Below are 24,120 nucleotides of genomic sequence, written 5' to 3' on the forward strand. Positions count from 1 at the left end.
TGCAGTCCAGTATTGTTAAAACGTTTAAGGAGCATTGACCGATGAGAAAACGGGCGCGTTTGATATACAACCCTACATCCGGCAACGAAGGTTTAAAGCGCTTCGTCCCCGACATTTTGGATATCATGGAACAGGCAGGATATGAAAGTTCAACCTTTCAAACAACCCCGAAGCCTTTTTCTGCACGTGAAGAAGCAAAGCGTGCCACTGAAGCGGGTTTCGACTTAATTGTCGCTGCTGGTGGCGATGGTACGATTAATGAAGTGGTTAATGGGATCGCACCAGCTAAAAAACGCCCCAAAATGGCGATTATTCCAGCAGGGACGACCAATGACTACGCGCGTGCTTTGCGGATTTCGCGGGATGATCCGGTTGAGGCGGCCCAAGTGATTCTCAAAGGCCAAACCCTTGCGATGGATATTGGCCAAGCCAATCATCATTATTTTATGAACATCGCGGCTGGTGGTTTGTTGAGCGAACTCACTTATTCTGTGCCGTCTGAAGTTAAATCTATTTTTGGCTATTTTGCCTATGTGATTAAAGGCGCCGAGATGTTACCAGCGGTGCGGACGGTGCCGATGAAGCTGGAATATGATGGCGGGGTTTATGATGGACCCGCCAGCATGTTTTTCCTCGGCCTTACCAATTCTGTGGGCGGTTTTGAGCAGATCGTGCCGGATGCTGCACTTGGTGATGGCAAGTTCTCCTTAATTATTGTTAAAACAGCGAACATGGCGAATTTGCTGAAGCTAATGGCGCTTGTCTTCAATGGTGGTCGCCACGTGGATGATCCCAATATTATCTATACAAAGACTAAAAAGTTGCGGGTGAAGGCCGGCGGAGACGATCCGTTGAAAATTAACCTTGATGGTGAATACGGCGGCGATGCGCCGATGACGTTTATTAATTTGAAGCAACATATTGCCATGTATGCTAATCTAGACGAGATCCCGACCAAGAATCTTGGTACGGACGCGCAGAAGCAGAAGGACTACATGGCCGAAGTCGAATCCATTTCTCATCAAGATATTGATGGTGATGGACAGATCGGCTCACAAGACGAAAAGGATGACTAATTTGGCCCAACCAGCTGTAACCAAGAACCAAGATCTGGAAGTTACCATTCAAGATCTCACTTATGAAGGGATGGGCGTTGCCAAGGTTGACGGCTTTCCGCTTTTCATTGAAGATGCCCTGCCTGGCGAAAAAATGCAGGTGCATGTCCTCAAAACGCAGAAGCAATATGGCTTTGCCAAAGTTGTCAAACGATTGAGCGACTCACCGGATCGTGTTCCCGGTGCAGATAGCACTTATATCCGTACGGGGATTGCGCCACTGTCGATCTTGGCATATCCGGCACAATTGCAATTTAAGCAGAAACAAATTCAAGAACTTTATAAAAAAGCGCATCTTGATATTGCGGTGCTGCCGACCATCGGGATGACGAATCCTTTAGGCTATCGCAACAAGGCGCAAGTACCGGTTCGTACCGTGAATGGCGAACTGCAAACTGGCTTTTATAAAAAACACAGCCACGACCTCGTACCAATTGAAGACTTTCTGATTCAAGATCCGAAAATTGACCAAGCCATTGTGGTGGTGCGTGATCTTTTACGAAAATACCATGTGCCAGCTTATGATGAACGCGCTAATAAAGGCGTTATTCGTAACATCATGGTGCGCCGGGGCCATTATACGAAGCAGATGATGATTGTCTTGGTGTCACAAACTTGGCAAGTGCCGCATCTCAAAGATATTGTCGAAGAGATCACCTTAGCATTACCAGAAGTAACGAGTGTGGTTGTGAACTTGAATGACAAACGAACCAACGTCATTCTAGGCCGCAAGTCACGAACCATTTACGGCGAGGACTATTTGCTGGATAAGTTGCTAGGCAGTGAATTCCAGATCTCGCCAGTCAGTTTTTATCAGGTTAATCCGGTTCAGACTGAGGTGCTTTACAAAAAGGCCATTGAGGCTGCTGGTCTGACTGGTAAGGAAAATGTGATCGATGCTTATTCAGGTATCGGGACGATTTCCTTGACGATGGCACGTCATGCCAAACATGTTTACGGCGTCGAAGTGGTTGAACCTGCTGTGCGCGATGCACGGGCAAACGCGGTGCGCAATCACATCGATAATGTCACCTTTGAAGTCGGCAAGGCGGAGGAGGTCATCCAACGCTGGAAAGACAACGAACTGCCAGTGGATGTGCTCATGGTCGATCCGCCGCGCAAAGGACTGGATAAAAGTTTCATCGACGCTGTCGGTTATATGAAGCCGCCAAAGATCGTCTATGTGTCCTGCAACCCCGCGACTTTGGCGCGGGATTTGCAGCTGCTAGCCGCCTTTGGCTACACAGCAAAGGAAACCCAGCCAGTGGACATGTTCCCGCAGACGCAGCATATTGAGAGTATTACGGCGTTGACGTTGGCGAAGTAAGACTGCACAACTATCATGGCGCAACTCAAAGAGGCACCCGCACATCAATTGATTGCTGCGGGTGCCTCTTTTTGACTGTAGCAGGTATGAATATCTGTTGATTCAGTATCAGTTCTATTTCAGTTGAGATTTCGCCTTAGTCCGAGCTGGCTCCGCGGCGATTGGGCTGGAACGTGGTGGGCACGACTTCAAGCCCGCAAAGCCCGCGGTCTTGAAGCTCGGCCTTGGTCTAAGCGGAGAAAACCACTCCACTAAGACCAATCTCACCACTGAGCCCATCGCCGCTCCGCCAGCTCTCATGATTCTATTTTAGAACACGATCAGCATGTCGATCTTATTGTTGATTGAGGCTCGTATTTGGCACAAGCACTGACTGAACGACAAGATCTTGATTCTTTGTGAGTTTGCAGTTGTGTCCACCACTCAAGCTTCGCAGTCGGCACCCCTGAATTGCCGCGGAACCAGCTCGAACTTTTACACTAGGCTTTTATTTTGGGCAAATCATGATAACACCCTAAATATTTGCTCATTCAAGTTGCTATAATAGGGCCATTTCCCTTATGATCAGTAGCAGTGACAAGAAATGGGGGAGTATGGTGCAGCAAAAGACTTTAGCAATGAAATGGTTATTTCTGGGTTCGTTGATTACGAATACCGGGATCAGCCTGATCTGGCCGTTAACAACGATTTATATGCATGAATATTTAGGTCCCCAGTTTACAATTCAAGTGCAACACCCTGACGACTAGACCATAAAGGCCATGAAGACCTATTCTTGTTAGTGCTAGCTAAACAAGAAAGCAGGAATCTTCATGACCCACTCTCAGACTAACACTCACAAGCATTACCAACAACTCAGTTTTAGCGACCGTGCTACAATTCAGGCCCTTCAGGCTGCTGGTGACACCGCGACCGTGATTGCACAGAAGCTTCATCGCAGTAAAGCGACAATCTCACGAGAAATCACGCGTGGATCTGTAACTCAGCTCGACTCGAAGCGTCACTCGCGTCAAGTCTATCTTGCGGAAACTGCCCAAGCCATGCACGACCGTAAACGCGATAGAACCGGTCACTACGCCTTTCTTAAGACCGGCCGTGCGTTCTTCAAGGCTCTCTCCAGGGAGCTTACTCGTAAGCCGCGCGTACACAGCGTTGATAGCTTCGTACACTTCTATCGCGACCAGGGCAAGGCTTGCCCTTCAACGACAACTGTGTATCGCTACATCGACGCCGGGCTGCTTGAGCTAGACAACATGACACTTCCCAAGAAGCTCCGACGCCGCATCAAAGGCTATAAGAACGCCCACAAGCGCAAGAATAAGAAGATATACGGCGACTCAATCGAGTTGCGTCCTGCGGCCGTGAATGACCGCACAGGCGTGGGACATTGGGAAGGCGACTTGGTCAAGGGTATTCGCTTAGCTGATGAGCCAGCATTAATGACGCTCACAGAACGGTACAGCCGGACTGAGATCATCGTCAAGATTCCTGACTATCATGCGGGCACCTGCCTTAAAGCCTTGCAGGACACGATCGACGACTACGGGGCCAAGGAATTTGAGAGTATCACTTTTGACAATGGTTCCGAGTTTGCCAAGTTATCAGAGATTGTTGGAACCCAGATTTACTTCGCACATCCGTACTCGCCTTGGGAGCGTGGCACAAACGAGAACGCCAATGGACTGCTTAGGGAATTCTTCCCGAAAGGGAAGTCTCTCAGAGCAGTTACCCTGGTTGAAATTCAAGCAGTCCAATCCGCACTGAACCATCGTCCCAGACGTATTCTGAACTATCTTCGCCCATGCGATTACTACCGATGCATGGCGTAACAGCCTAGACCACTATCAAGAATTCGTTATCATCGTTGCACTTGCCTTGAAAATTGAGGATGAATATTTAGGTGAACCACTAACGGTTGCAGGGATTGTTCTTTTTGCTAATTCCATGTTTATGGTGATCGGTAACAGTTTCGGTGGGTGGTTATTTGATCATTGGCAGCCATATGGGACAGTTCTTGCTGGTATTGGCCTGAATCTTTTTGCGACCGGTATGCTGATTTTCTTCCATGGATGGCCGGCTTATCCACTGCTGCTAGTTGTGTCCGGTCTTGGCAGCGGTATCACAACGACGGCGATTAATTCCTATGCGACTCGGATTCAGAATAAACGACCGAGTGTCGTGTTCAATATTCTCTACTTTACATCGAATCTAGGGTTGGTTATCGGCACTTTAATTGTCGGATTTGTGCTGCCTTATGGTATTGGCGTTGTTTTCGCTTTGGCAACTGGCTTATTTGCCTTATTTTTAGTGGTTGCTTTGTTGCATTATCGAATTGATAAAGTGGCGATTGCGACTGCGACCACGCAAACTGTTAGCAGCGAGCGCAACCCAGCCAAGCCGCGGTTAGTCATGTTGATGGTGACCTTATTTGTGACCTGGCTAATGTATGAGCAATGGCAGAGTAATATTTCTGCTTTCATGTTAGGCGAAGGTTTGACGATTAAGGATTATAGTTTCTTGTGGACGATTAATGCCTTACTGATTGTGCTATTCCAGCCAATTTTGACGGCTTTTGATCGCTGGTTATTACAACACATACGCTTGCGTTTGATTGGCGGATTTGTCTTGTTTGCCGGATCATTTTTGCTTTTGTTGAACGGTTCAGGACAGTATATAACGTTCATCGTGGCGATGATTGTTTTAACCATGGGTGAAGTCTTGGCCTTACCAGCAGTCTCGACTTATGTCACCTTGTTTACGCCATTGGCACAGCAAGGGCGTTATCAGGGATTGATTCAAGGATTTGCTTCAGCTGGTCGCGCATTGGGTCCGTTGTTAGGAGCAATGGTGATTGAGGGCACCGGCAGCTATCAGTTGTTGTTTGTCGGTGCCACAGGCTTAATTTTGTTGGCGGCTTTGGGTTTTGCCTTCAGTGTTCGCCAGAGTATTCCGGCCCTGAACGATCCATTGCACCCAGTTACCCACCAGCAGTCGTGAAGGCTGAAAAGAATCGTTCGAGGGGATTATGAAAAAGAGAGGGGCTTTTGATTTGCGTTATCGACTGATTTTAAGTGACATTGACGGGACGCTGCTGAATTCAAATCACCAGTTGACCGATGAAGTTAAAACGGCCATCAAGGAATACGCGGCTGCTGGCGGAACCTTTGTGCTGGCTTCTGCGCGGCCGCCTTTGGCCATGACCGCTTTGGCACATCAGATGGGTCTCGACGTGCCACTTGCCAGTCTCAACGGCGCCGTCATTTGCAAACCGCAACATGGCGATTTAAAAATCCTGTCCGCAACGCCTTGGGCCGCTGGCATTGGTAGCCAAGCATACGAAGCGTTAGCTAAACTGGCACTCAGTCTGAATATTTTCAGTGGCGCGCATTGGTATGTGAACGTGGTGGATGCGTGGGTCCAACAAGAAGCCGCAATCACAGGCTTTGGCGCAGAAACTGCGCCTATGGAACAAATGCTGGCGGAAGGATTGCCAGTGCATAAAATGCTGTGCATGGGTGAGCCTGCTGTGGTTGATCGCGCGGAAGCCATCATTCTTGCCCATCCAGAGTGGCAATTGGTCGCTAGCCGTTCGAAACGAACCTATCTAGAAATTGTGCGGCAAGGCGTGTCAAAAGAAGCCGCTCTTCGCCAACTCAGTGACTTGTTTGCCATCCCCATGACTGAGACGATGGCGTTGGGCGATGGTGAAAATGATTTGCCAATGTTAAAAACTGCTGCACTTGGGGTGACCTTGGCCAATGGGTTGCCTGTGGTATTAGATGCAATTAAAACTGTTGTCCCTGACAACGATCATGATGGTGCAGCAGTCGCCATCAGAAAATATGCGATGGCCAAAGCATAATCAAAAAGGCGCCTTGACAGGATTCAATTTTGTCGAGGCGTCTTTTTATTCTGTATAAAATAGTTTTAAACGAATCTATTTAGTCTTTCAAAGCCTCAACAGCATGTTCAAGCTGCTGCTTTTGAGCATCGGAAATCTCCGGATATTTTAGCGGCAAAGCGGTGACTTCTTGATTGATAATCTGCGAAACAATCAGCCGTGAATACCATTTATCGTCAGATGGAATGATGAACCAAGGATTGGCTTTAGTTGCCGTGTTCTGAATAGCCTCTTGATAGGCTTTTTGATAATCATCCCAGTAGCGGCGTTCCTTAATATCAGCCAGTGAAAACTTCCAATTCTTTTCCGGAACCTCGATACGCTTAAGGAATCGATTCTTTTGTTCCGCCTTGGAAAGGTGCAGGAAAAATTTCAAAATTAAAATCCCGTTGCGCCGTGCGTAAGCTTCCAAAGCTTTAATATCATTGAACCGTTCAGCCCAAAGACTATCGGAAACGTCCTGAACACTGTCGATACTAGGCAGGTTTTCCTTGAGTAACAATTCGGGATGGACGCGGTCAACGAGGACTTCCTCATATTGCGAGCGGTTGAAAACTGTTAATTCGCCGCCAGCGGGGAAGGCCTTGTGAATTCGCCACAAAAAATCATGATCTAGCTCCAGCTCAGTCGGCACTTTGAACGAGACAACAGAAGTGCCTTGTGGATTAACCCCAGACATCACATGCTCGATCATACTGTCTTTTCCGGCAGCATCCATGCCTTGGAAAATGATCAAAACACTGTACTGTTTTTGCGCGGCTAAATGTTGCTGCACTTTTGATAATGTTTTGATGTTATTCTCAATATCTGCTTTAATTTGATCTTTTTTATTTTTAAAACTATCTGGCGGTGTGGTCGTGAAGCCTTTCATATCAAACTTGCCTTTACCGTCAAACCGATATTGTTCTAATGCCATCTCATCACCCTCTCTGTCTTATTGCTTTTAAGATAGAAGTTTCAAGGACATTGTGCAAGCAATTGACGCGCTTGCTTAGTCAAACTATGCTTGCATTATCGCATTTAAAAACCGCAGGAGCAGCATCGGATTTTGGTTCGACGAATGCGCTTAAAAGGAGGAATTTTGATGTCATTACCACGTATTCAAGATGATTTATATATGGCGGTCAACGGGACTTGGCAGCAGACCACGGTGATCCCGCCTGACAAAAGCGTCGTGAGTGCTGACAGTGATCTAACTGATAGCATTCGAATCAAGTTGGTAGCCGATTTGAAGAAAATAAACGCGGCACCACAAGCCGCCGATTCACCACTGCAAAATGCCGCACGACTATTTGCTAAGGCTAATGATAAAGTTCGACGCAACCAACTCGGCATGACACCGGTTCGTGCACGGCTGGATAAAATTGCTGGGCTTAAAACGCTGGCCCAGTTTCGTGCAGCACTGCCAAAACTACTAGCGGAGCAATATGTGTTGCCAGTAAGCCCGTACGTTGATGCTGATATGCACGATGCGGCTCACAATATTTTGAATCTTGGTGGTCCGGCCACGATTTTACCTGACGCTGCCATGTATCAAACCGATGATGCAGAGAATGCGGCAGATTTAGCTGCATGGTCGAAAATGGTCGCGACGCTTTTGGGTGAGGCCGGTTTTGACCAGACAGCACAAGCGCACTATGTGGCGGCGGCTAAAAGCTTTGATCGCCGATTGGCTGCGTTCATTCCGGCAAATGTCGATTTTGCCGTTGATAGCACCTTTGACAATCCGCTAACCTGGACTGAATTTGTAGAAGATGCTGGTTTCTTAGGCATTCCCGAAGCTTTGGCTGCTAAAATGCCGCAGACACCGACGAAGGTCAACGCCGTGGTGCCTGCTTATCTGCCGCATCTGTCGACATTAATCACCGAAGCAAACTATCCAGAATGGCAAGCATGGATGCTGATTAGCGAACTATTGGCTTGTGCTGATTATTTAAGCGATGATAGCCGCCAACTTGCTGGTCAATATGACCGTTTTTTGGCTGGACAGCCTGAGCCCGAAGCTTGGGAAAAGCATGCTTTTGGAGTTGCCAACGACTATTTTGATGATGCAATTGGTCAGTACTATGGCCAGACTTATTTTGGCGCGGATGCGAAAGCGGATATTACCGCGATGGTCAAGGAAATTTTGCAACAATATCAGGTTCAACTTGAACACAATACTTGGTTAAGCCCAGCGACCAAGCAGAAGGCTATCCGCAAATTAGCGACTATGAAAATTAAAATGGGTTATCCAGATCAACTTTTCCCGCTTTACGCGACCCTGCATGTCGAGCCAGAGGCTGATTTACTGCCGACCATTTTGCAATTGAGCCAGCAGACGCAAGACTTTTGGCTTCAGCAGGTGGGTCAGCCAGTGGATCGCAATGTTTGGGGGATGCCGGGGCACCTTGTGAATGCCTGCTACGATCCGATGAAAAATGACATCACCTTCCCAGCCGGAATTTTACAGCCGCCATACTACTCACTGAACTGGACCCGAGCGCAAAATCTTGGCGGTACCGGTGCTACCATCGGTCACGAGATTTCACATTCGTTCGATAATAATGGCGCCTTGTATGATGAGTACGGCACGTTAAATAATTGGTGGACGGTTGAGGACAAACAAGCCTTCGACAAGTTAGTGACAGCTATTGCGGATCAGTTTGACGGTTTATTGTATGAAGGCGTCAAAGTGAATGGCCGACTGACGGTTAGCGAAAACATCGCCGATAATGCCGGCATGGCGGTGGCGTTGGACTTGTTAGGGGATTCGGCTGACCCGAAAGTGCTGCAAGACTTCTTTATTGCCTATACTCGTTCCTGGGCGACCAAAATGCGGCCAGAGCGCGCTAAAACGGTGTTGCGGCAAGATGTCCATGCCCCGGCGACCTTGCGGGTTAATGTCCCTGTGCAAAACTTTGAGGCGTGGTATCAAGCTTTCGATGTACAGCCGACCGATGGTATGTATCGACTGCCCGCAAAGCGCGTCACGATTTGGCGTCGGTAGCATTTAAACACATTTGTTTTAAATGAAACAGATATTAGTAGGCCTATCTTGTCCCTGAAATCGCCTCATAACGCTGTGTGTCAGTTATTAGTTGTCTTTAAATCTAAAATGAAACTGAGATGATCACCATGAGCGCCAGCCGTCGTTGGTTGATTTTGATTGCAACTTCAATTGTGTCCTTTATGGCTACATTGGATGCCAGCATCGTCAATATTGCTTTGCCCTACATTGCCCGGGAGCTGAAGGTGCCGATGAGCACCGTCGAACTTGTCACATCAGTTTATATGATTGCGATTTGTGTCCTGCTTATTTTCTGGGGGAAGTTGTCTGACAGCGTGGGTCGGATCTGGTTGTTTCAGTTGGGGACCATTTTGTTTGCACTAGGCTCGCTTTTTTGCGGACTATCCATGACCTTACCATGGTTATTAACGGCCCGATTGATTCAAGCCACAGGTGCCGCGATGACGATGGCGACTAATTTTGGCATTATCACCGCCATTTTTCCGATGAATCAGCATGGTCGCGCGCTCGGGGTCAACAGTGCCTTGTTGCAACTGGGCAATATCGCTGGTCCCGGTATTGGCGGCGGGGTGTTGGCTGTTTTAAGCTGGCATTGGATCTTTTTGATTAATGTTCCGGTTGCGCTGGTGGCGTTTTTAATTGGCGTGCTGGTTTTTCCAAGGCAGCGGCCGTCCTTGGCGGGTGCCCACATGGATTGGCCGGGATATGGCAGTTATTCGGTAATCATTTTGGGCTTTTTCATCACGGTGTTCTGGGCACAAACAGCCGGACTGTCGTGGGTGACGCTGTTACCAGGGATGCTTGCGTTCGTCGCTCTTGTGGCTTTTGTGCAGATTGAGCGATATGCATCTGACCCGCTGATTCCGTTTGCCATTTTCAAAAATCCGGGTTTCACGATTGGTATTCTGACTGCGATGATCGTCTATATGCTCGGCTATTTTAATAGCGTGATCATGCCGTTTTATCTGGAAGAAACATTAGGCTTGAGTGCGTTAACGGCGGGCTTTTGTATGATGGCAATTCCGGCGGCCAATGTTATCAGTGCGCCAATTGGCGGGAATCTGGGCGATCATTTTGGAGCAGAACGGGTGTCTTTCTTCGCGCTGTTTCTCTGGTGTGTGCCGATGGGGTTGTTTGCCGCGGCAACCCCGAACTGGCCGTTGGGTTGGATCGTGTTTGGCCTCGCGTGGTCAGGATTGGCCAATGGCGCTTTTCAAAACAATCCGATGATGATGGACAATGTCGCGCCGAAGTTTCAAGGACTGGCGGGGTCCATGGCCGCACTTGGCCGTAATTTGGGGATGACAATCGGTGTTGCCTTGGTGACAAGCTTGTTGTACCTGAATATGAGTACGCAGGCTGGTCGGTACATTCATGATTATCCGCATGGCCATCCCCAGTGGTTTATCTATGGCATGCACCGCAGCTATGATTTTGCTCTGCTACTCTTATTGCTAGCTGTGCTGCTGTTAGGCTGGTTGAACCTGCATCGGCTGCACGAGCGTAAACAGTCGTTAAGTTGAAAATTAAAAAAAGAGACAAGTGCTGCGACCGATTATCAAGCGAAAACGCATGGTAAATAGCCGAAAACTTGTCTCTTTTTTCAGATTAATCTTTGCCAGCACGATAATAATGAATCCAGCCAGTTTCGCGGACGCCAAGCTGATCATACAGATGCTGGGCGCCATGATTGCTGATCCGTGTTTGCCAACTGCAGCCTGCATAACCGCGCTCATCAGCCAGTTGAAAGGCAGCCTGCATCAATTGTCGGGCCAAACCGTGGCGGCGAAACTTAGGGGCGACATAAACATCGTTGATGATCAACAACGGCTTGAGCGTGCGGGTGTCAAAACTACGATAAAGAATCGCAAAGCCGACCAGTTGCTGGTCCAACTCAGCCACAAGCAAAGCCCCTAATGTGGCATCAGTCCGTAGCTGATTCAGATGAGCAGCCATGGCACTTTCATCAATCGTAAGTGGGACAGGGCTGTCATGATAATAACCTTGAACGAGTGATAATAAAGGCGAGATGTCGTTGGTGATGGCAGGGCGAATGGACATTGGAAAAACCTCCTTGGCCATAATCTTGTCCTATTTTACCTTGAAGTACGCCTAATTAGCACCTTTTCATGCTTGATTGACTGGCTTTTGGACATTCTGAATAGCTACCAGACAGACTAAAAAAAGAATGATTTGCCATATATAGGCAAATCATTCTTCGCTCTCATAAATAGTCTGTTGGAATTTAAAGATTGCAGCATTTGGCATGGCAAGGAAGTTTTAGCCTAGCACTTCCTATGATTATTTGGGCTCTGACAAATTGTAGGTTTCAGAAGTTATCGTTCAGCCTGAGAGACAGTCATTGCCGATCGTCAGTAGCCATCGAGAAGACCGCGACACAACCAAAGCCGGTGTGGCTGGCGATGGTGGGGCCGATGTTGCCGACTTGCAGCGGTGTTTCAGGTGAGGCGGCATGCAATCGGTCTTTCACGAAGTTGGCGGCGTCATAATCGCCTGACGTTGAAATGATGACCCGGTGCGTCGGGTTGGCTTTAACAGCCTTCAGTGTTTCATCAGTTAAGTCGATCAGTGACCGTTTTCGGGCGCGGACTTTGCGCACAACGCGAAGTTTCCCAGCAGTATCGACGTCCATAACCGGCTTAATATTCAGCATCGTTCCAAGGGCTGCTGATGTCCGCGAAACGCGGCCGCCATGATACAGAAAATCTAGCTTATCAACGGTGAACCACATCCGATAATGCAACCGATGATCTGTCAGCCATTGCGCTAACTCAGCAATCGGCATGCCAGCATCGCGTTTATCAATCGCGTCCAACACAAATTGGCCTTCCCCCGCGCAAGCGGCTAATGTGTCGATTAAATAAATTTGGGCATCAGGATGCTTTTCTAACAACATCGCTTTAGCCTGTGTTGCAGAATCAAACGTACCGCTTAAACCACTGGAGAAACCAATGTATAGAATCGGTGTTTTGGCTTCAACATAAGGTGTGAAGAAATCCACAAATTGGCCAACGTTGACCTGTGTCGTTGTTGGCATCACATTTTGCTTAAGCTGCTGGTAAAAGGCATTGATATCGTATTTATCTTCGCCAAGATCGTCTTCGTATTCCTGACCATCAATTGTAAAATGCATTGAGACAAAATCCACATGATGATCGTGTAATGTTTGATAGGGTAAGTCGCAGCAAGAATCGGTTAAAAGCTGGTACATTAGGTTCACCTCTCGTTGCCCGTGGTTAGCCACGGGGTATTTCCATCAATGTTACGCTGTTTTATCTATTTCTGAAAGTGCCGCACGGCTTTTCAAACATAGCGAGTGTTTTTTAACGCCTAAAAACAAGAGCTAGTTGCAAATCATTGGCCAACAACGGCCTGTTAAGACGGCATTTTGTCTAGCAGAAGGAAAAAGCTGACTTTTTGCCCAAAAAAGCCGAATAGCAGTCATCGTGCTATTCGGCTGTGACCGGATCAGTTATTGTCGGTAGTCTTCTTTTGGTTAAATAAGGTACCGACTGCTGGGATGCTACCGAGAGAATCAATGGCAGTGCTTGGCAGCACAACTGTGTTAGCGGTGCCCTTTGCCAGCGCTTCAAGTGCTTCGACATTCTTGTATTGCAAGTACAGATTGCCGTTATCAATCAGGCCGGCATTAATCGAATTGATCTGATCTTTGACGGCATCGGCAATGAGTCGCTGACTTTCAGCATGACCTTGCGCCTGCAAAATCTGAGTTTGTTTGTTGGCTTCGGCTTCAAGAATAGCCGATTGTTTTTCACCTTCAGCTTTGGCAATGGCAGCCTGTTTGTGGCCTTCAGCTTCCATGATGTTGGCTTCCTTTTCACGAGAAGCACGCAACAGTTTGTTCATGGAATCCTGAATCGTGGCGTCAACTTGGATGGAATCGATGTTCACCCGATCAACATTCAGGCCGTAACCAGCAGTCGTTTCAGCAATTTGCTGGAACAGCGTTTGGTTAATCGTTTCGGTTCCGTTCAAGACATCGTTTAAATCCATATTGCCGATAATACCACGCAAGTTAGCGCGGGTATCTTGCACCATAGAAAGAACGGAATCCTTGTTTTGGTAAACATAAGCATTAACGTTGGTAATATGATATTTCAATGTTTCGGAAATGCGGACGACAACATTATCTTTGGTAATGACTTCCTGTTCGTCAACCTTCAACGGAATTTGCTTCATGTTGACAATTTCGGTAATCCGATAAATTAGCGGTGGCACCATGTGAAAACCAGGCTCTAGGGTCGCCACATATTTACCCAACCGTTCCACAATGCCGACTTCACCAGTATGGATGATGGCAACGCTGGAGAAAAGAATGGCAACGACAATGACTAGGACAACAACAATTAACGAGATCAAAATAATGCTATTCATAAAAATCACTCCTTCAAAACATCTAACCAGATGTCTATGAATTTCTACTGATACGGGTGACATGTATTAGGAACTTGGCGTGGCTTAATAATGCAAAGCATGTTCCGGTTTTACCACGCTGAGATACAACGGCGAAATAGCGTTGACAACGACCTTGTCGCCAGCGGCTGCATCATCTTGGACTCGATAATGATAATGAATGCCATAAAGGGTGATTTCGCCACTCGCGGCCGAAGTTGGCAACGTAAAAATCGTTCCTAAGAGCCGTTCATCAAGCATTTATCCGTCTCCTTCCCAGTTCCGCGATTGCGTTTGGTGGAAGCCTCATCAGCTTTGCAAAGCAATCGCTATCACACGCTAATTCTAAAGCACGGGTGAGGGAAAGACAACGATGACGACTTCAAAAAGCAAGTTATTTGCTTATGTTGGATAAAATTACTCTTGTTTTTGCTCGCTTCTATTCTTATTGGCCTTTACTTAACAGACTGTGACGTTGATAAAACCAAATTTCGCGAAAATGATCGACTTTGCTACAATGGAAAAAAAGAGCGTGAGCTGACCCGATTAGAAACCGGCGTGTAAGCGGCGTCAAGCATGATGGCCGCACTTGGGGCCATTGCGCTTGAGGTCCTTACACGTAGATTTCTGGGTCCGCGATCGCGTTTAAAAAGAGCGTGAGCTGGCGCGGGTAGCAACCGGAGCATAAGCGGCTTGGTCGTTGCTGCCAAGGTTCTTATGTGGAGGATGATGCGCCAGTGAAGGCGTTTATACGAGGAGGGGACACTGTGCGCAGTCGGGTCATTTATGCTGATACCTATCGCAAACGTCATCAAAGACGCTTATTTTTGCTGGCCGTTTTAATCATCGCTTTGGGCGCACTGTTTGTTTGGTGGCATCAGCGCAACCCCCGCCCTGATCCGCAGACCTATCCCGTGTTGGGCGTGCGTCTTGACCAAACCGATGGGGTGCAGGATTTTGACAGTTTGCGCAGCAGCAAAGTCAGTTTTGTCTATCTCAAAGCGACTGAAGGCAGCAGCTATTTTGATGATAATTTTAATACGAATTTTAATCAGGCAGCTGGCAGTCGACTGAGCATCGGCATTTACCATGGGTTCAGCTTTGAAACGACACCCCAAGCCCAAGCTGCCCAATTCACGCGCCAAGTCGGCCAAAATATCGGTGATTTACCGATTGGCATTTACTTAAGCTATTACACTGAAAAGAAGCCAAGCACACAATGGCTGACAATTCAGTTACAAACTTTTGTCACATTGGTGCAGCAACATTATCATCGCCAAGTGTTGCTGATGGGTAGCCCAAGTATTTTAAAAGCTGTCCAAAAAGTCGACCCGCAAGCACCACGCTGGGTTGTAAGCGACAAGAAGCCGACAACGAGCAGCGGTTTCTGGCAATATACGTCTGGCGCCCGGTTGCCGAATGGACCGCACGCAGATTACCGCGCTGCCGTATTTATGGGGGATCGGGCGGCCTTTTTAAAACTGTCTCAGCAGATAGTCAATTAACGTCAAACACGGGAATTGTCAGCTAATCATAATTTTTGTGGCTGTATATGACAAAAGTGTTCGTTGATTGTTCGCGAAAAGCCATGTCAACCTTGACACCAATGCGGCATAATAGTTGCGAGGTGAAACTGGATGAAGAAAGTTTTGATCGGCCTTGTTGTGCTGATTGTGCTGGTATTTGGCGGCTTGAAAATTTTTGAAATCACAAATTATGGTGGCACGACTTATTACACGAAGATCACAAACGCTGGTCAACAGGCCACTGACCATGATCAAGATGGTAATAAATACACCATCTACGCCTACGACTTGCCTGGCTATGATGAAAAAGGCAGTTTGCAGCAGCTGAAGTTCAATGCTAATCAAGACCGACCACTTAAAATGAATGCTTATTTGAAAGTGATATACAATGATAAAAAAGGCGTCACTGATTGGCAGCGTGTCCCGCGAGCAGAGGTGCCAAAAGCGGCGCTGGCAAAGTTGGACTAGTCAATAAGGTGCCAAAACGTTTCATAGACGTGAAGGTTAATTCAACTAAATAAAAACGGCTGATTTTCCGTATTGGAAAATCAGCCGTTTTTTGATCGCTCGTAGATAACCCAGCAGAATTTACAGATGACAGTGCCAAGATTGAGCCACATCTAGCCAAAGATTACAGCGTTTGGCACGGCAAAAATCTGTTGATCAACTTCTGATGACTTTAAACACTCGGAACAATAATCGCATAAGTGGCATCTTCAGCCTCGTCGTAGATCGTTTGCGGACCATTATCGTCGGCCGTGATGACCAACTTATAGCCGTAATGGTCGAGAAAAGTCAGCTCATGGATGGTGATGCCGACGACTTGACCGGGAAGCACTTTGTTGTCGATTGCGATCTGCAGTTGTGGCGAGATCGCCAGCGAGTGGGTCTTGTTGGTTTGCTCATCGAGAAATGCAAAATTCCCCGTAAAATTCTTCGCCAATGCCAATGCAGGATTGGCTGCCTTGGTTTGCGACTCCTGATGATGACCCCGATGCGCGAGTGCATGTTTCAGCCCGCGTAAAAAACTCGCCATGTTATTCGACCTCCCATTTTTTCATTACATTAAGTCTACCATGACTTTTTCCTTTAGTGATTACAGTGATGCTGTTTTTCTGTTACTGGGCTGTTACAATAATGGTAAGCGGTTCAGAGACTTGTCAAAAATACTTTGTTTTGAAAAGAATGACGGCACTGAATCGGGATAAGCGTGCGTGATGACGCTTGATGATTGACCGTGTGAATTGAAGGCCGCCAGTTTATGAAGGCCACGGCTTAGGCGGTTTCGCGGTGTCTGGCATGTGCATCAGTACGTTAAAAAACAGAGCACGATTCAGCCAGTTTCTGAGCTGAATGGCGTGTCTGAAAAGGGGGATTTGCCATGTTAAAACTCGGTGTGATTGGAACAGGTTGGATCACCAAGCAATTCGTGGCGGCAGCGATGGCGACGAAAGCTTATAAGCTCACCGCTGTTTATTCGCGACATCAGGAAAGCGCGCAATCATTTATTGACAGCACGGCACCAGCTACTGCTTATACGACGATGGATGCTTTTCTTGGCAGTGATATCGATGTTGTTTACATTGCCAGTCCAAATAGTTTGCATGCGTCTCAAGCGTTGGCAGCGTTAGACGCCGATAAGCATGTGATCGTGGAGAAACCATTGGTTGCCACGACCATGGAGTTTGAAAAGTTGGACGAAGCGTTGCGGAAGAAACCTTCTTTATATCTGTTTGAGGCAGCGCGTCACGTGTATGAACATAACTTTGAAGTCGTCAATGAATTCACCCACAGTCAACCGGTTGATGGGGCCACCTTAACGTATATGAAGTATTCGTCAAAATACGATGCCTTTTTAGCTGGCAAGTTGCCGAATGTGTTTAATCCTGAATTTGCCGGCGGCGCTTTAATGGACCTCGGTATTTACCTTGTATATGATGCGATTGCATGGTTTGGTGTACCGGAGAATGCCGTTTATTTGCCGCATTTTCTCAAAAGCGGGATTGACGGCGATGGCGTTGCTCGTCTCGACTATGGTAAGTTTGCGGTGACATTGATCACGGGTAAAACGACTAATAGCGAGTTGCCGTCAGAAATTTATTCTGGCAAGCAAACATTGATGATGGACAACGCTGCTGAGCTGGAGACCGTTAAGCTCGGTGATCAAGTGCTGAGCACAGAAAAGTTGGCTAATCCGATGGAAGCTGAGGCAGCCTATTTTGCAAAAGCAATTGTCGGCAAGGACCGCAACGCTTTTGACAAGGCATGGCAGCTCGCCAAAGAGGTTCATCAGGTCATGTCAATTCTGCGGACCTCCGCAAATCTGGATTTTTAGTGAGGACAATATTGTGACAATTGCAACCCCGTTCCAAAAACGCTGGCAAGCAGCCGGCTATACTGAACAGACGCCGATTCAAACCGCCGTGTATCAACCGCTGAAAGCCGATGAAGATGTTGTTGGGCTTGCTCCAACAGGCTCAGGGAAAACATTAGCTTTTGGCTTACCACTACTTGAAAAAATGGTACCAGGCGATGGCTTACAACTCTTAATTTTGGCACCATCACAAGAGTTGGCGATTCAAACCCGTGATGTGCTCACACCTTACGCCAAAGATATTGGTATCACCGTGCAAGGCGTTATTGGCTCGGCGAATGTCAAACGTCAGCTTGATAGGCTAAAAGAAAAGCCAGAAGTCGTTGTTGCAACGGCGGGTCGCTTATTGGAACTGATTCAGTCGCGTAAGTTGAAACTTGATGGGTTGCAAACGCTGGTCGTTGATGAAGCTGATGAAATGTTGCGTGATCCAGGATTTGATCAGGTTCGAGAGATTGCGGCAGCAGCACCCGCGGAAGCACAATTGGCCTTTTTCTCGGCCACGCCAAGTCCTTATTTTAAGGAGCTGCATAAGTGGTTTGGTAAAACACCAGACATCATTGATGTTCGGGCAATTGATCGAACCCGTGGCGAAGTCAGGCATCTGTTTTTGCAGACGGATCGGGCGCATCAGGTTGATTGGTTACGCACCTTAGCCCATACCGATGGCTTCAAAGCCTTGGTCTTCTTCAATCAAAATTCGTCCTTGGAACGCGTGGCGGGGATCTTGCGTCATCAGGCGGTTCGCTTTGCAGTCTTGTCACGCGAAGGCCGGCAAACGGTTCGACAGAAGGCATTGACTGATTTTCGGCGCGGACGAATCACGCTCTTGCTGGTGACCGATATGGCAGGGCGCGGATTGGATATTCCTAAGTTGCCGGCTGTGGTAAACTTTGAACCACCGAAGCGCGCGGAAGTTTACATTCATCGGGCTGGGCGGACTGGCCGGATGGGTGAAGCAGGTCTGGTTGTGACCTTGGGGGATGATCATGATCGCCGCGACCTCAGCAAGCTGGTACCGCAGTATCATATTCATCGCGGCTATATGTCTGAGGGCAAGCTTGTGGACACGCCGCCAGCTAAAAAAGTGTCCGAGGCGTCGGCACCAACGACGGTTGAAAAGCCTGCATCGCCAGTCGCCAAGCAGCAGCCAGTTAAGCCAGAAGTGGCGCAAGAACCAGCTGTTCGTCCGCGCCGCAAGCATAAGAAACATCGCCTGCGAGATCAGCGGAATAAAGGCAAGCACAAGGATAACGCATAATGCAGCATCAGATGTATGATGAAGATAAGGGGGCAGTCATGGTGAGTATGAAGGCAGAACAAATGGCTGCCATGATGACATTGATGAGCGCTGCCGGTGATGCGGAAAATGCAACCATGACGGCGATTGACGAAGCCAAGGCCGGCCATGCTGAGCGCAGCCGTAAGCTGTTGAAGCAGGCAGATGCCAAGTTGAAGCAAGCTCATCAAGCTCAGACCCAGATGCTGACGTATGAAGCACGAGGCGAAAAAGTTGACGTGACATTATTGATGGTGCACAGTCAGGATCATCTAATGAGTGCGATGACCATTCGCCGGCTTGCCGATGAGATTATTGATCTTTATCAGCAAGTGCAGGCGCGTAAATAACGGCTGGCACAGCGCGGTTGACGTGCCTGCAACCGCGGCAATAACGCGCTCGCAATCAAGAGAGGTAATCCCCATGAAAATCGAAAAAACATTACAGACACCAGCAGCTTTTTTATATAGCAAGATTATTGCGCCCGTACAAGCTGATATTGCGGCGGCTAACAATCAACAGGTTGCGGCGGCAGAACTCGGTGGTTATGCTTATCGCAAGCAATTTCCAGATGGCGAGTGGGCCAAAGTTAAGGTTACTAAGAATGTGATTGATCGTGAATTTGCGATGTTGACTATCACCCGTTTCTCGCGGTTCAAGGTCCGGTACCTGATCACGCCGTTAAATGCCAATGCCAGCCAAGTCCGCGTCAGTGAAACCGTGCAGCCGGTTAACTGGGCGGCGCAATTGAAGCAAATGGTGACCGAATTATTGGTCGGCAACAAACGCCGCCGTAATTACGGCCGGATGTTAGATTCGATTGAGCGGTCGTATATGACGGCTTAGGCGTTGTTCGCTGCATGCTGAACACTTTATAGTCAATATTTGCAAATGAATTTGAATTGCCCTGTGGCTTTTGGCATAATTGACTTTGTCTGGTGCCCTTAGCTCAGCAGGATAGAGCGACTGCCTCCTAAGCAGTAGGTCATCGGTTCGATTCCGATAGGGCACAGTACGAAGCACAGTCTTGATGGCTGTGCTTTTTTGGAAATCACATTGCACATTCTAAAAAGTCTTAAAGATTAAAAATGAGTGCAATCGCATTTTTGCGGTAGCTGGATTTGTCTAAAAGGAGATTACGCGATGCAAGCCTTCACAGCCGTTTATTTGCCGGGCTGGTTGATTTTCATTGGCGGTATGTTGATCATTAGCAGTGTGAATGCAGCGACGGTGCAAGCCATGGTGAATCGGGCCGGGCGTTCGAATACGCAGCTCTGGTATATGAAACCGGGTATTTTTGTGCACGAGCTGTTGCACGCGGTTGTTGCGCGGCTCTTCGGATTACAAGTGACTAACTTTTCCATGCGAGCTGATGTGGTTAGCGGCAGCGCAGCACATGTCAGTCTGCGGTACAATCGGCGCTCGCCTTGGGCACAACTGGGATTATTTCTGTCCAGCAGTGCACCTGTCTGGGGCATCAGTACCGTGTTGCTGGTCATGGGGCGATGGGCCTTTTTTCCGACAGATGGCCGGCTTTGGCCAGTCTTAACTGCTGCCACGAGTCTGAATGAAAAATGGCTCGCGATGCGCGGCTTGATTCAGATCAACTGGGTTTGGTTTGTGGCTTTTATCGTCACTGCCTTGGTGCTGACGCCAGGCATTGCGCTTTCAGCTCAGGATCTGCGCAACATGTGGCGGAGTGCCCCGATCGTGTTCTTGCTGACAATCGTGATTTTTTATGTTTTTTTGACGTTTTGGCCAGCTGGATTTGCTTGGTGGTCGCTGTTGAACTTGAATGTGTTATTGTTAGATGCGATTATGCTGCTTTTCAGTATCTTGATTTGGTTACTGGCAAGCATTTTGTGAATGAATGTTGACAAGTGAGAGGGCAAATGTGCCCGATGTCATAATCTATAAGTGAAGCCTTTTGTTCTTTAGTAGGGGGAAGACGATGATTGCGCCGCAAGCGGAGACAATTTTAAAGGAAAAATTTGGCTATGATCATTTTCGTGCTGGTCAAAATCAGGCCATCAGTCGCGTTTTGGCTGGTGAAAGCACGCTGGTTGTGATGCCAACAGGCGGCGGGAAATCGTTGTGTTATCAGATTCCAGCGATGTTGTTGTCGGGATTGACGCTCGTGGTGTCGCCGCTCATCGCGTTGATGAAGGATCAGGTGGATGCGCTGAACGATAACGGGATTCCGGCGGCTTTCATTAATAGTACCCTTGATTATCAAGAGATTGCTGATCGCCTTGACCAAGCAAGAAGTGGTCGGATTAAATTGTTATATGTTGCCCCAGAACGGTTTGACACGGATTGGTTTGTGCAACGGCTTGGCAGCACCGATATTTCGTTATTTGCAATTGATGAAGCCCATTGTATTTCTCAATGGGGTCACGATTTTCGTCCGAGTTATTTGAATCTGGCGAATGTGGCGGCTCAATTGCCTTCACAGCCACCGGTCATTGCCTTGACCGCAACGGCTACACCGCGAGTTGCGCAGGATATTTGCCAGCGACTGGCGATTCCTGCTGACGGGATGATTAATACTGGTTTTGAGCGAAGTAATCTGAGCTTCAAGGTCGTACGCGATCAGGATGAAGATCGGTATCTACTAGATTACCTGAAACTGAATGTCGATCAGGCAGGCATCATCTATGCCAGCACCCGTAAAGAAGTTGACCGTTTGTATACCTTTTTGGCACATAAGAAGTTGCCTGTGGCCAAATATCACGCGGGCATGAGTGAAGCGCAGCGTGCTGCTAATCAGGAAGATTTTTTGTTTGATCGCAAACCAATTATGATTGCAACGAATGCGTTCGGCATGGGTATTGATAAAAGCAACGTGCGGTTTGTCATTCACGCCCAGATTCCCAAAGATGTCGAATCGTATTATCAAGAAGCCGGTCGAGCTGGTCGTGATGGCTTGCCGAGTGAGGCAATTTTGCTGTTTAAGCCGCAAGATCTCCAGGTTCAGCGGTTCTTCATCGATCAATCCGAAGGCGATGACGAGCACAAACAGCGGCAATATGAGAAGCTGAAAATGATGGAACGGTATGCGAACACAGATCAGTGTTTACAACAGTTTATTTTGAACTATTTCGGTCAAAACGGGACAAAACCATGTGGTCGGTGTTCGAATTGTTTGGATGACCGGGAATCAGTGGATGTTACGGTTGATGCGCAGAAGGTCTTATCTTGTGTGGTTCGCTTGCATGAACGTTTTGGCAAAGGCGTTGTGGCACAAGTGCTGGCGGGGGCCCACAATCAGCGGGTATTGTCGTTTCATTTAGATCAATTGTCAACTTATGGGCTGATGAGCAGTCGTCGTCAACGCGACATTACAACGTTCATAGATTTTCTGACAGCTGGCGGTTATTTAGAAACCCGCGGTGGTCAGTACCCAACTCTGGGCTTAACGGCCAAAGGTGCTGAGGTTCTTCGCGGACAAGCGCAAGTATTCCAGAAGACGGCGCAAAAAGCCGAGCAGCATCTCGAAGTCGACGACACTGTCTTTCAGGAACTGCGCAGTACTCGGCGACAACTGGCGGAGCAGCAGCATTTACCGCCTTATATGATTTTCTCTGATAAGACGTTGAAGGCAATTGGCAGCGCCATGCCGCAAAGTCTTGATGAGTTGATGGCAGTCAAAGGCGTCGGGCAGGCGAAGTTGGATAAGTATGGCCAAATCTTTTTGGATGTCCTGCAGGCGATTAAGGCCAAGGCTTGAATGGCTAGTGTCGATCAAAAAAGGTCGTGATCGCGTCTTTCCCGTTTTGAAGCGGGGGGATGCGGTCACGGCCTTTTTAGCTTTTTACCAGGTTTTCTCCGCCACTTTGGTTTATTTGGCGGAGAAAAGACAATTTACGGCGGAGAAAAATACCTAAGCCCAGTCACCATTGCGGAAAATCGGAACGACGGTGCCATCGGCCTTGATGCCGTCAATATTCATGTCAGCTGAGCCCATCATGAAATCAACGTGCGTGTTACTTTGGTTGAGGCCAGCCGCGGTGCGTTGGTCGGTGGTCTTGGCAACGCCGTCTTTGACGGAGAATGGATAAGCTTGTCCGAGCGCCATGTGATCAGAGGCGTTCTCGTCATATAACGTGTTGAAGAAAATCAAGCCGGATTGGGAAATCGGGGATGGATCAGGGACCAGCGACACTTCACCAAGCGAGCGGGCGCCGGGGATCTTTAGCAGGTTTTGTAATACCGCATCTCCACGATCAGCATGGGCATCGACGACTTGACCGTTTTTAAAGGTAAAATGCATCCCCTCAAGGATATTCCCGGAGTAACTTAGCGGTTTAGTGGAGGCAACTGTACCATCAATGCGGCGGAAATCCGGCGCCGTGAAGACTTCCTCAGTCGGCATGTTGGCCATGAATTCCTCACCGCGCGGATTATAGGCACCAGCGCCTTTCCAAATATGGTGCTTGGGCAGACCGACAACCAAATCAGTACCCGGCGCGACATAATGAAGCCGATCGAACTGCTCAGCATTCAGCCAGTCCGCTTTTGTTCGCAATTGTTGATCATGGGCTTTCCAAGCAGCTTCCGGATCAGGCTGATCAATTCGGGTGGTTTTGAAAATGGCCGTCCAGAGTTTATCAGTCGCTTCTTCCGGGGTCTCGGCATCAGGAAAAACTTTTTCGGCCCATTTTGGACTTGCAGCGCCGATGATGGTCCAGCTAATCTTCATTGAGCTGATTGCGTCCATTAGGCGGGCGTAGGCTTGATTGAAGGCATTTTGATAGTTAGCGATGCGTTGTGGATCCAGTCCTGCAAGGTTGTCAGGATCGGCAGAGATCACAGTAATCCGTTTGGCATTGTGATCGACCCAGTAATCAAACTGACCCTTAATGAAATCGGGGATGTTGTACAGGCGGGATGTTGCCATGTGGGCCATGTCCAACCGCTTGATCAGATCATCGTGCCACTGAACTTGCACTTCAGCGGCACCACGGTCATAAGCCGCAGCCACAATCAACTGCGCAAGTTTGGCCTGATCCACGGCAATCTGCAAATAAACCGTGTCACCGGGTTTCACGGCGACGCCAATATCAACCGCGAGCTCTGCATATTGTTTGAGGCTTTTGTCAAAGTTAGGTAATGTCATCTTTCGTTCCCTCCAAATCCGTCGTTGGCAATAGT

22 protein-coding genes, 1 tRNA gene and 1 pseudogene are annotated in these 24,120 nt (G+C 48.1%); 17 read left to right on the top strand and 7 right to left on the bottom strand.

Translation table 11 applies throughout. The features are described 5' to 3' along the window. The first annotated feature begins 41 nt into the window (after positions 1–41). The 6 genes and pseudogenes from LBPC_RS05290 to LBPC_RS05310 all read left to right on the top strand — a co-directional run bounded on the left by LBPC_RS05290 (position 42) and on the right by LBPC_RS05310 (position 6,304). The gene (locus LBPC_RS05290; RefSeq protein WP_003564476.1) at positions 42–1,076 is read left to right on the top strand and encodes a diacylglycerol kinase; all 1,035 of its coding nucleotides are present in this window, start codon (positions 42–44) and stop codon (positions 1,074–1,076) included. Next, on the top strand, positions 1,069–2,442 hold the full coding sequence (rlmD, locus tag LBPC_RS05295) for a 23S rRNA (uracil(1939)-C(5))-methyltransferase RlmD (protein ID WP_003661244.1): 1,374 nt from the start codon (positions 1,069–1,071) through the stop codon (positions 2,440–2,442). Before LBPC_RS05290 ends, rlmD begins: the two co-directional genes overlap by 8 nt. Before the next feature lie 593 nt (positions 2,443–3,035). Beyond that, positions 3,036–3,167, top strand: a pseudogene (locus tag LBPC_RS17500) (MFS transporter); the annotation flags it as partial. Positions 3,168–3,254: 87 nt separating this feature from the next. Beyond that, entirely contained in the window at positions 3,255–4,271 is a 1,017-nt protein-coding gene (locus LBPC_RS05300; RefSeq protein ID WP_041091378.1) for an IS30 family transposase, read from the top strand. Next, the gene (locus LBPC_RS05305) at positions 4,249–5,439 is read left to right on the top strand and encodes an MFS transporter (RefSeq protein ID WP_275451468.1); all 1,191 of its coding nucleotides are present in this window, start codon (positions 4,249–4,251) and stop codon (positions 5,437–5,439) included. Before LBPC_RS05300 ends, LBPC_RS05305 begins: the two co-directional genes overlap by 23 nt. Before the next feature lie 28 nt (positions 5,440–5,467). Further along, positions 5,468–6,304 carry a Cof-type HAD-IIB family hydrolase gene (locus tag LBPC_RS05310; RefSeq protein ID WP_003661241.1) on the top strand — a complete coding sequence of 279 codons (837 nt, stop codon included), beginning with the start codon at positions 5,468–5,470 and terminating at the stop codon, positions 6,302–6,304. A gap of 79 nt (positions 6,305–6,383) precedes the next feature. Here the strand turns inward: LBPC_RS05310 and LBPC_RS05315 are convergent, their stop codons facing one another. Then, positions 6,384–7,259, bottom strand: a complete 876-nt coding sequence (locus LBPC_RS05315) for a PPK2 family polyphosphate kinase (protein ID WP_003658440.1) — start codon at positions 7,257–7,259, stop codon at positions 6,384–6,386. A 168-nt stretch (positions 7,260–7,427) separates the two neighbouring features. Between LBPC_RS05315 and LBPC_RS05320 the strand changes: the two genes are divergently transcribed. Together LBPC_RS05320 and LBPC_RS05325 are read left to right on the top strand one after the other, a co-directional pair. Then, entirely contained in the window at positions 7,428–9,332 is a 1,905-nt protein-coding gene (locus LBPC_RS05320) for a M13 family metallopeptidase (protein ID WP_016377110.1), read from the top strand. 119 nt (positions 9,333–9,451) lie between these two features. Next, a complete protein-coding gene (locus LBPC_RS05325; RefSeq protein ID WP_003564488.1) occupies positions 9,452–10,876 on the top strand; it encodes an MFS transporter in 1,425 nt (474 codons plus the stop codon). Between the two features lie 85 nt (positions 10,877–10,961). Here the strand turns inward: LBPC_RS05325 and LBPC_RS05330 are convergent, their stop codons facing one another. From LBPC_RS05330 to LBPC_RS05345, 4 genes are all read right to left on the bottom strand, one after another. Beyond that, a complete protein-coding gene (locus tag LBPC_RS05330) occupies positions 10,962–11,414 on the bottom strand; it encodes a GNAT family N-acetyltransferase (RefSeq protein WP_003594081.1) in 453 nt (150 codons plus the stop codon). Positions 11,415–11,712: 298 nt separating this feature from the next. Then, positions 11,713–12,585 (bottom strand): DegV family protein, encoded by an 873-nt coding sequence (locus LBPC_RS05335; RefSeq protein ID WP_003569778.1) that lies wholly within the window; start codon positions 12,583–12,585, stop codon positions 11,713–11,715. 257 nt (positions 12,586–12,842) lie between these two features. Then, positions 12,843–13,769, bottom strand: coding sequence for an SPFH domain-containing protein (locus LBPC_RS05340; RefSeq protein ID WP_003578571.1), 927 nt, complete (start codon positions 13,767–13,769; stop codon positions 12,843–12,845). Between the two features lie 84 nt (positions 13,770–13,853). Beyond that, positions 13,854–14,048: a hypothetical protein gene (locus LBPC_RS05345; RefSeq protein WP_003564497.1), complete on the bottom strand. Its 195-nt coding sequence runs from the start codon at positions 14,046–14,048 to the stop codon at positions 13,854–13,856. A 506-nt stretch (positions 14,049–14,554) separates the two neighbouring features. Here LBPC_RS05345 and LBPC_RS05350 point away from each other — a divergent pair. Together LBPC_RS05350 and LBPC_RS05355 are read left to right on the top strand one after the other, a co-directional pair. Next, a complete protein-coding gene (locus LBPC_RS05350; protein WP_003594083.1) occupies positions 14,555–15,292 on the top strand; it encodes a GH25 family lysozyme in 738 nt (245 codons plus the stop codon). 132 nt (positions 15,293–15,424) lie between these two features. Further along, positions 15,425–15,781, top strand: a complete 357-nt coding sequence (locus LBPC_RS05355) for a YxeA family protein (protein ID WP_003564501.1) — start codon at positions 15,425–15,427, stop codon at positions 15,779–15,781. A 211-nt stretch (positions 15,782–15,992) separates the two neighbouring features. Here LBPC_RS05355 and LBPC_RS05360 read toward each other — a convergent pair whose 3' ends face one another. Further along, entirely contained in the window at positions 15,993–16,349 is a 357-nt protein-coding gene (locus LBPC_RS05360; protein WP_003564504.1) for a DUF4828 domain-containing protein, read from the bottom strand. 345 nt (positions 16,350–16,694) lie between these two features. Here LBPC_RS05360 and LBPC_RS05365 point away from each other — a divergent pair, with 345 nt between their 5' ends. The 7 genes from LBPC_RS05365 (at position 16,695) to recQ (ending at position 22,696) form a co-directional block, all read left to right on the top strand. Continuing rightward, positions 16,695–17,648 (top strand): Gfo/Idh/MocA family protein, encoded by a 954-nt coding sequence (locus tag LBPC_RS05365; protein ID WP_003661234.1) that lies wholly within the window; start codon positions 16,695–16,697, stop codon positions 17,646–17,648. A 13-nt stretch (positions 17,649–17,661) separates the two neighbouring features. Beyond that, complete coding sequence (locus tag LBPC_RS05370; RefSeq protein WP_003578577.1) at positions 17,662–18,948, top strand: DEAD/DEAH box helicase; 1,287 nt, start codon at positions 17,662–17,664, stop codon at positions 18,946–18,948. Next, positions 18,948–19,316 carry a PTS lactose/cellobiose transporter subunit IIA gene (locus tag LBPC_RS05375; protein ID WP_003578579.1) on the top strand — a complete coding sequence of 123 codons (369 nt, stop codon included), beginning with the start codon at positions 18,948–18,950 and terminating at the stop codon, positions 19,314–19,316. The genes LBPC_RS05370 and LBPC_RS05375 overlap by 1 nt, the downstream gene beginning before the upstream one ends. A 73-nt stretch (positions 19,317–19,389) precedes the next feature. After that, positions 19,390–19,812 carry a DUF3284 domain-containing protein gene (locus tag LBPC_RS05380; protein WP_003594088.1) on the top strand — a complete coding sequence of 141 codons (423 nt, stop codon included), beginning with the start codon at positions 19,390–19,392 and terminating at the stop codon, positions 19,810–19,812. 92 nt (positions 19,813–19,904) lie between these two features. Beyond that, positions 19,905–19,978, top strand: a tRNA-Arg gene (locus LBPC_RS05385). A 131-nt stretch (positions 19,979–20,109) separates the two neighbouring features. Then, positions 20,110–20,832: a hypothetical protein gene (locus LBPC_RS05390; RefSeq protein WP_003594090.1), complete on the top strand. Its 723-nt coding sequence runs from the start codon at positions 20,110–20,112 to the stop codon at positions 20,830–20,832. Positions 20,833–20,917: 85 nt separating this feature from the next. Beyond that, positions 20,918–22,696, top strand: coding sequence for a DNA helicase RecQ (gene recQ / locus LBPC_RS05395; RefSeq protein ID WP_003594093.1), 1,779 nt, complete (start codon positions 20,918–20,920; stop codon positions 22,694–22,696). A gap of 153 nt (positions 22,697–22,849) precedes the next feature. Here recQ and LBPC_RS05400 read toward each other — a convergent pair whose 3' ends face one another. Next, complete coding sequence (locus tag LBPC_RS05400) at positions 22,850–24,085, bottom strand: aminopeptidase (protein WP_003594095.1); 1,236 nt, start codon at positions 24,083–24,085, stop codon at positions 22,850–22,852. Positions 24,086–24,120 lie beyond the last annotated feature (35 nt).

This window comes from Lacticaseibacillus paracasei subsp. paracasei (assembly GCF_000829035.1).
Taxonomy (GTDB): Bacteria; Bacillota; Bacilli; order Lactobacillales; family Lactobacillaceae; genus Lacticaseibacillus; species Lacticaseibacillus paracasei.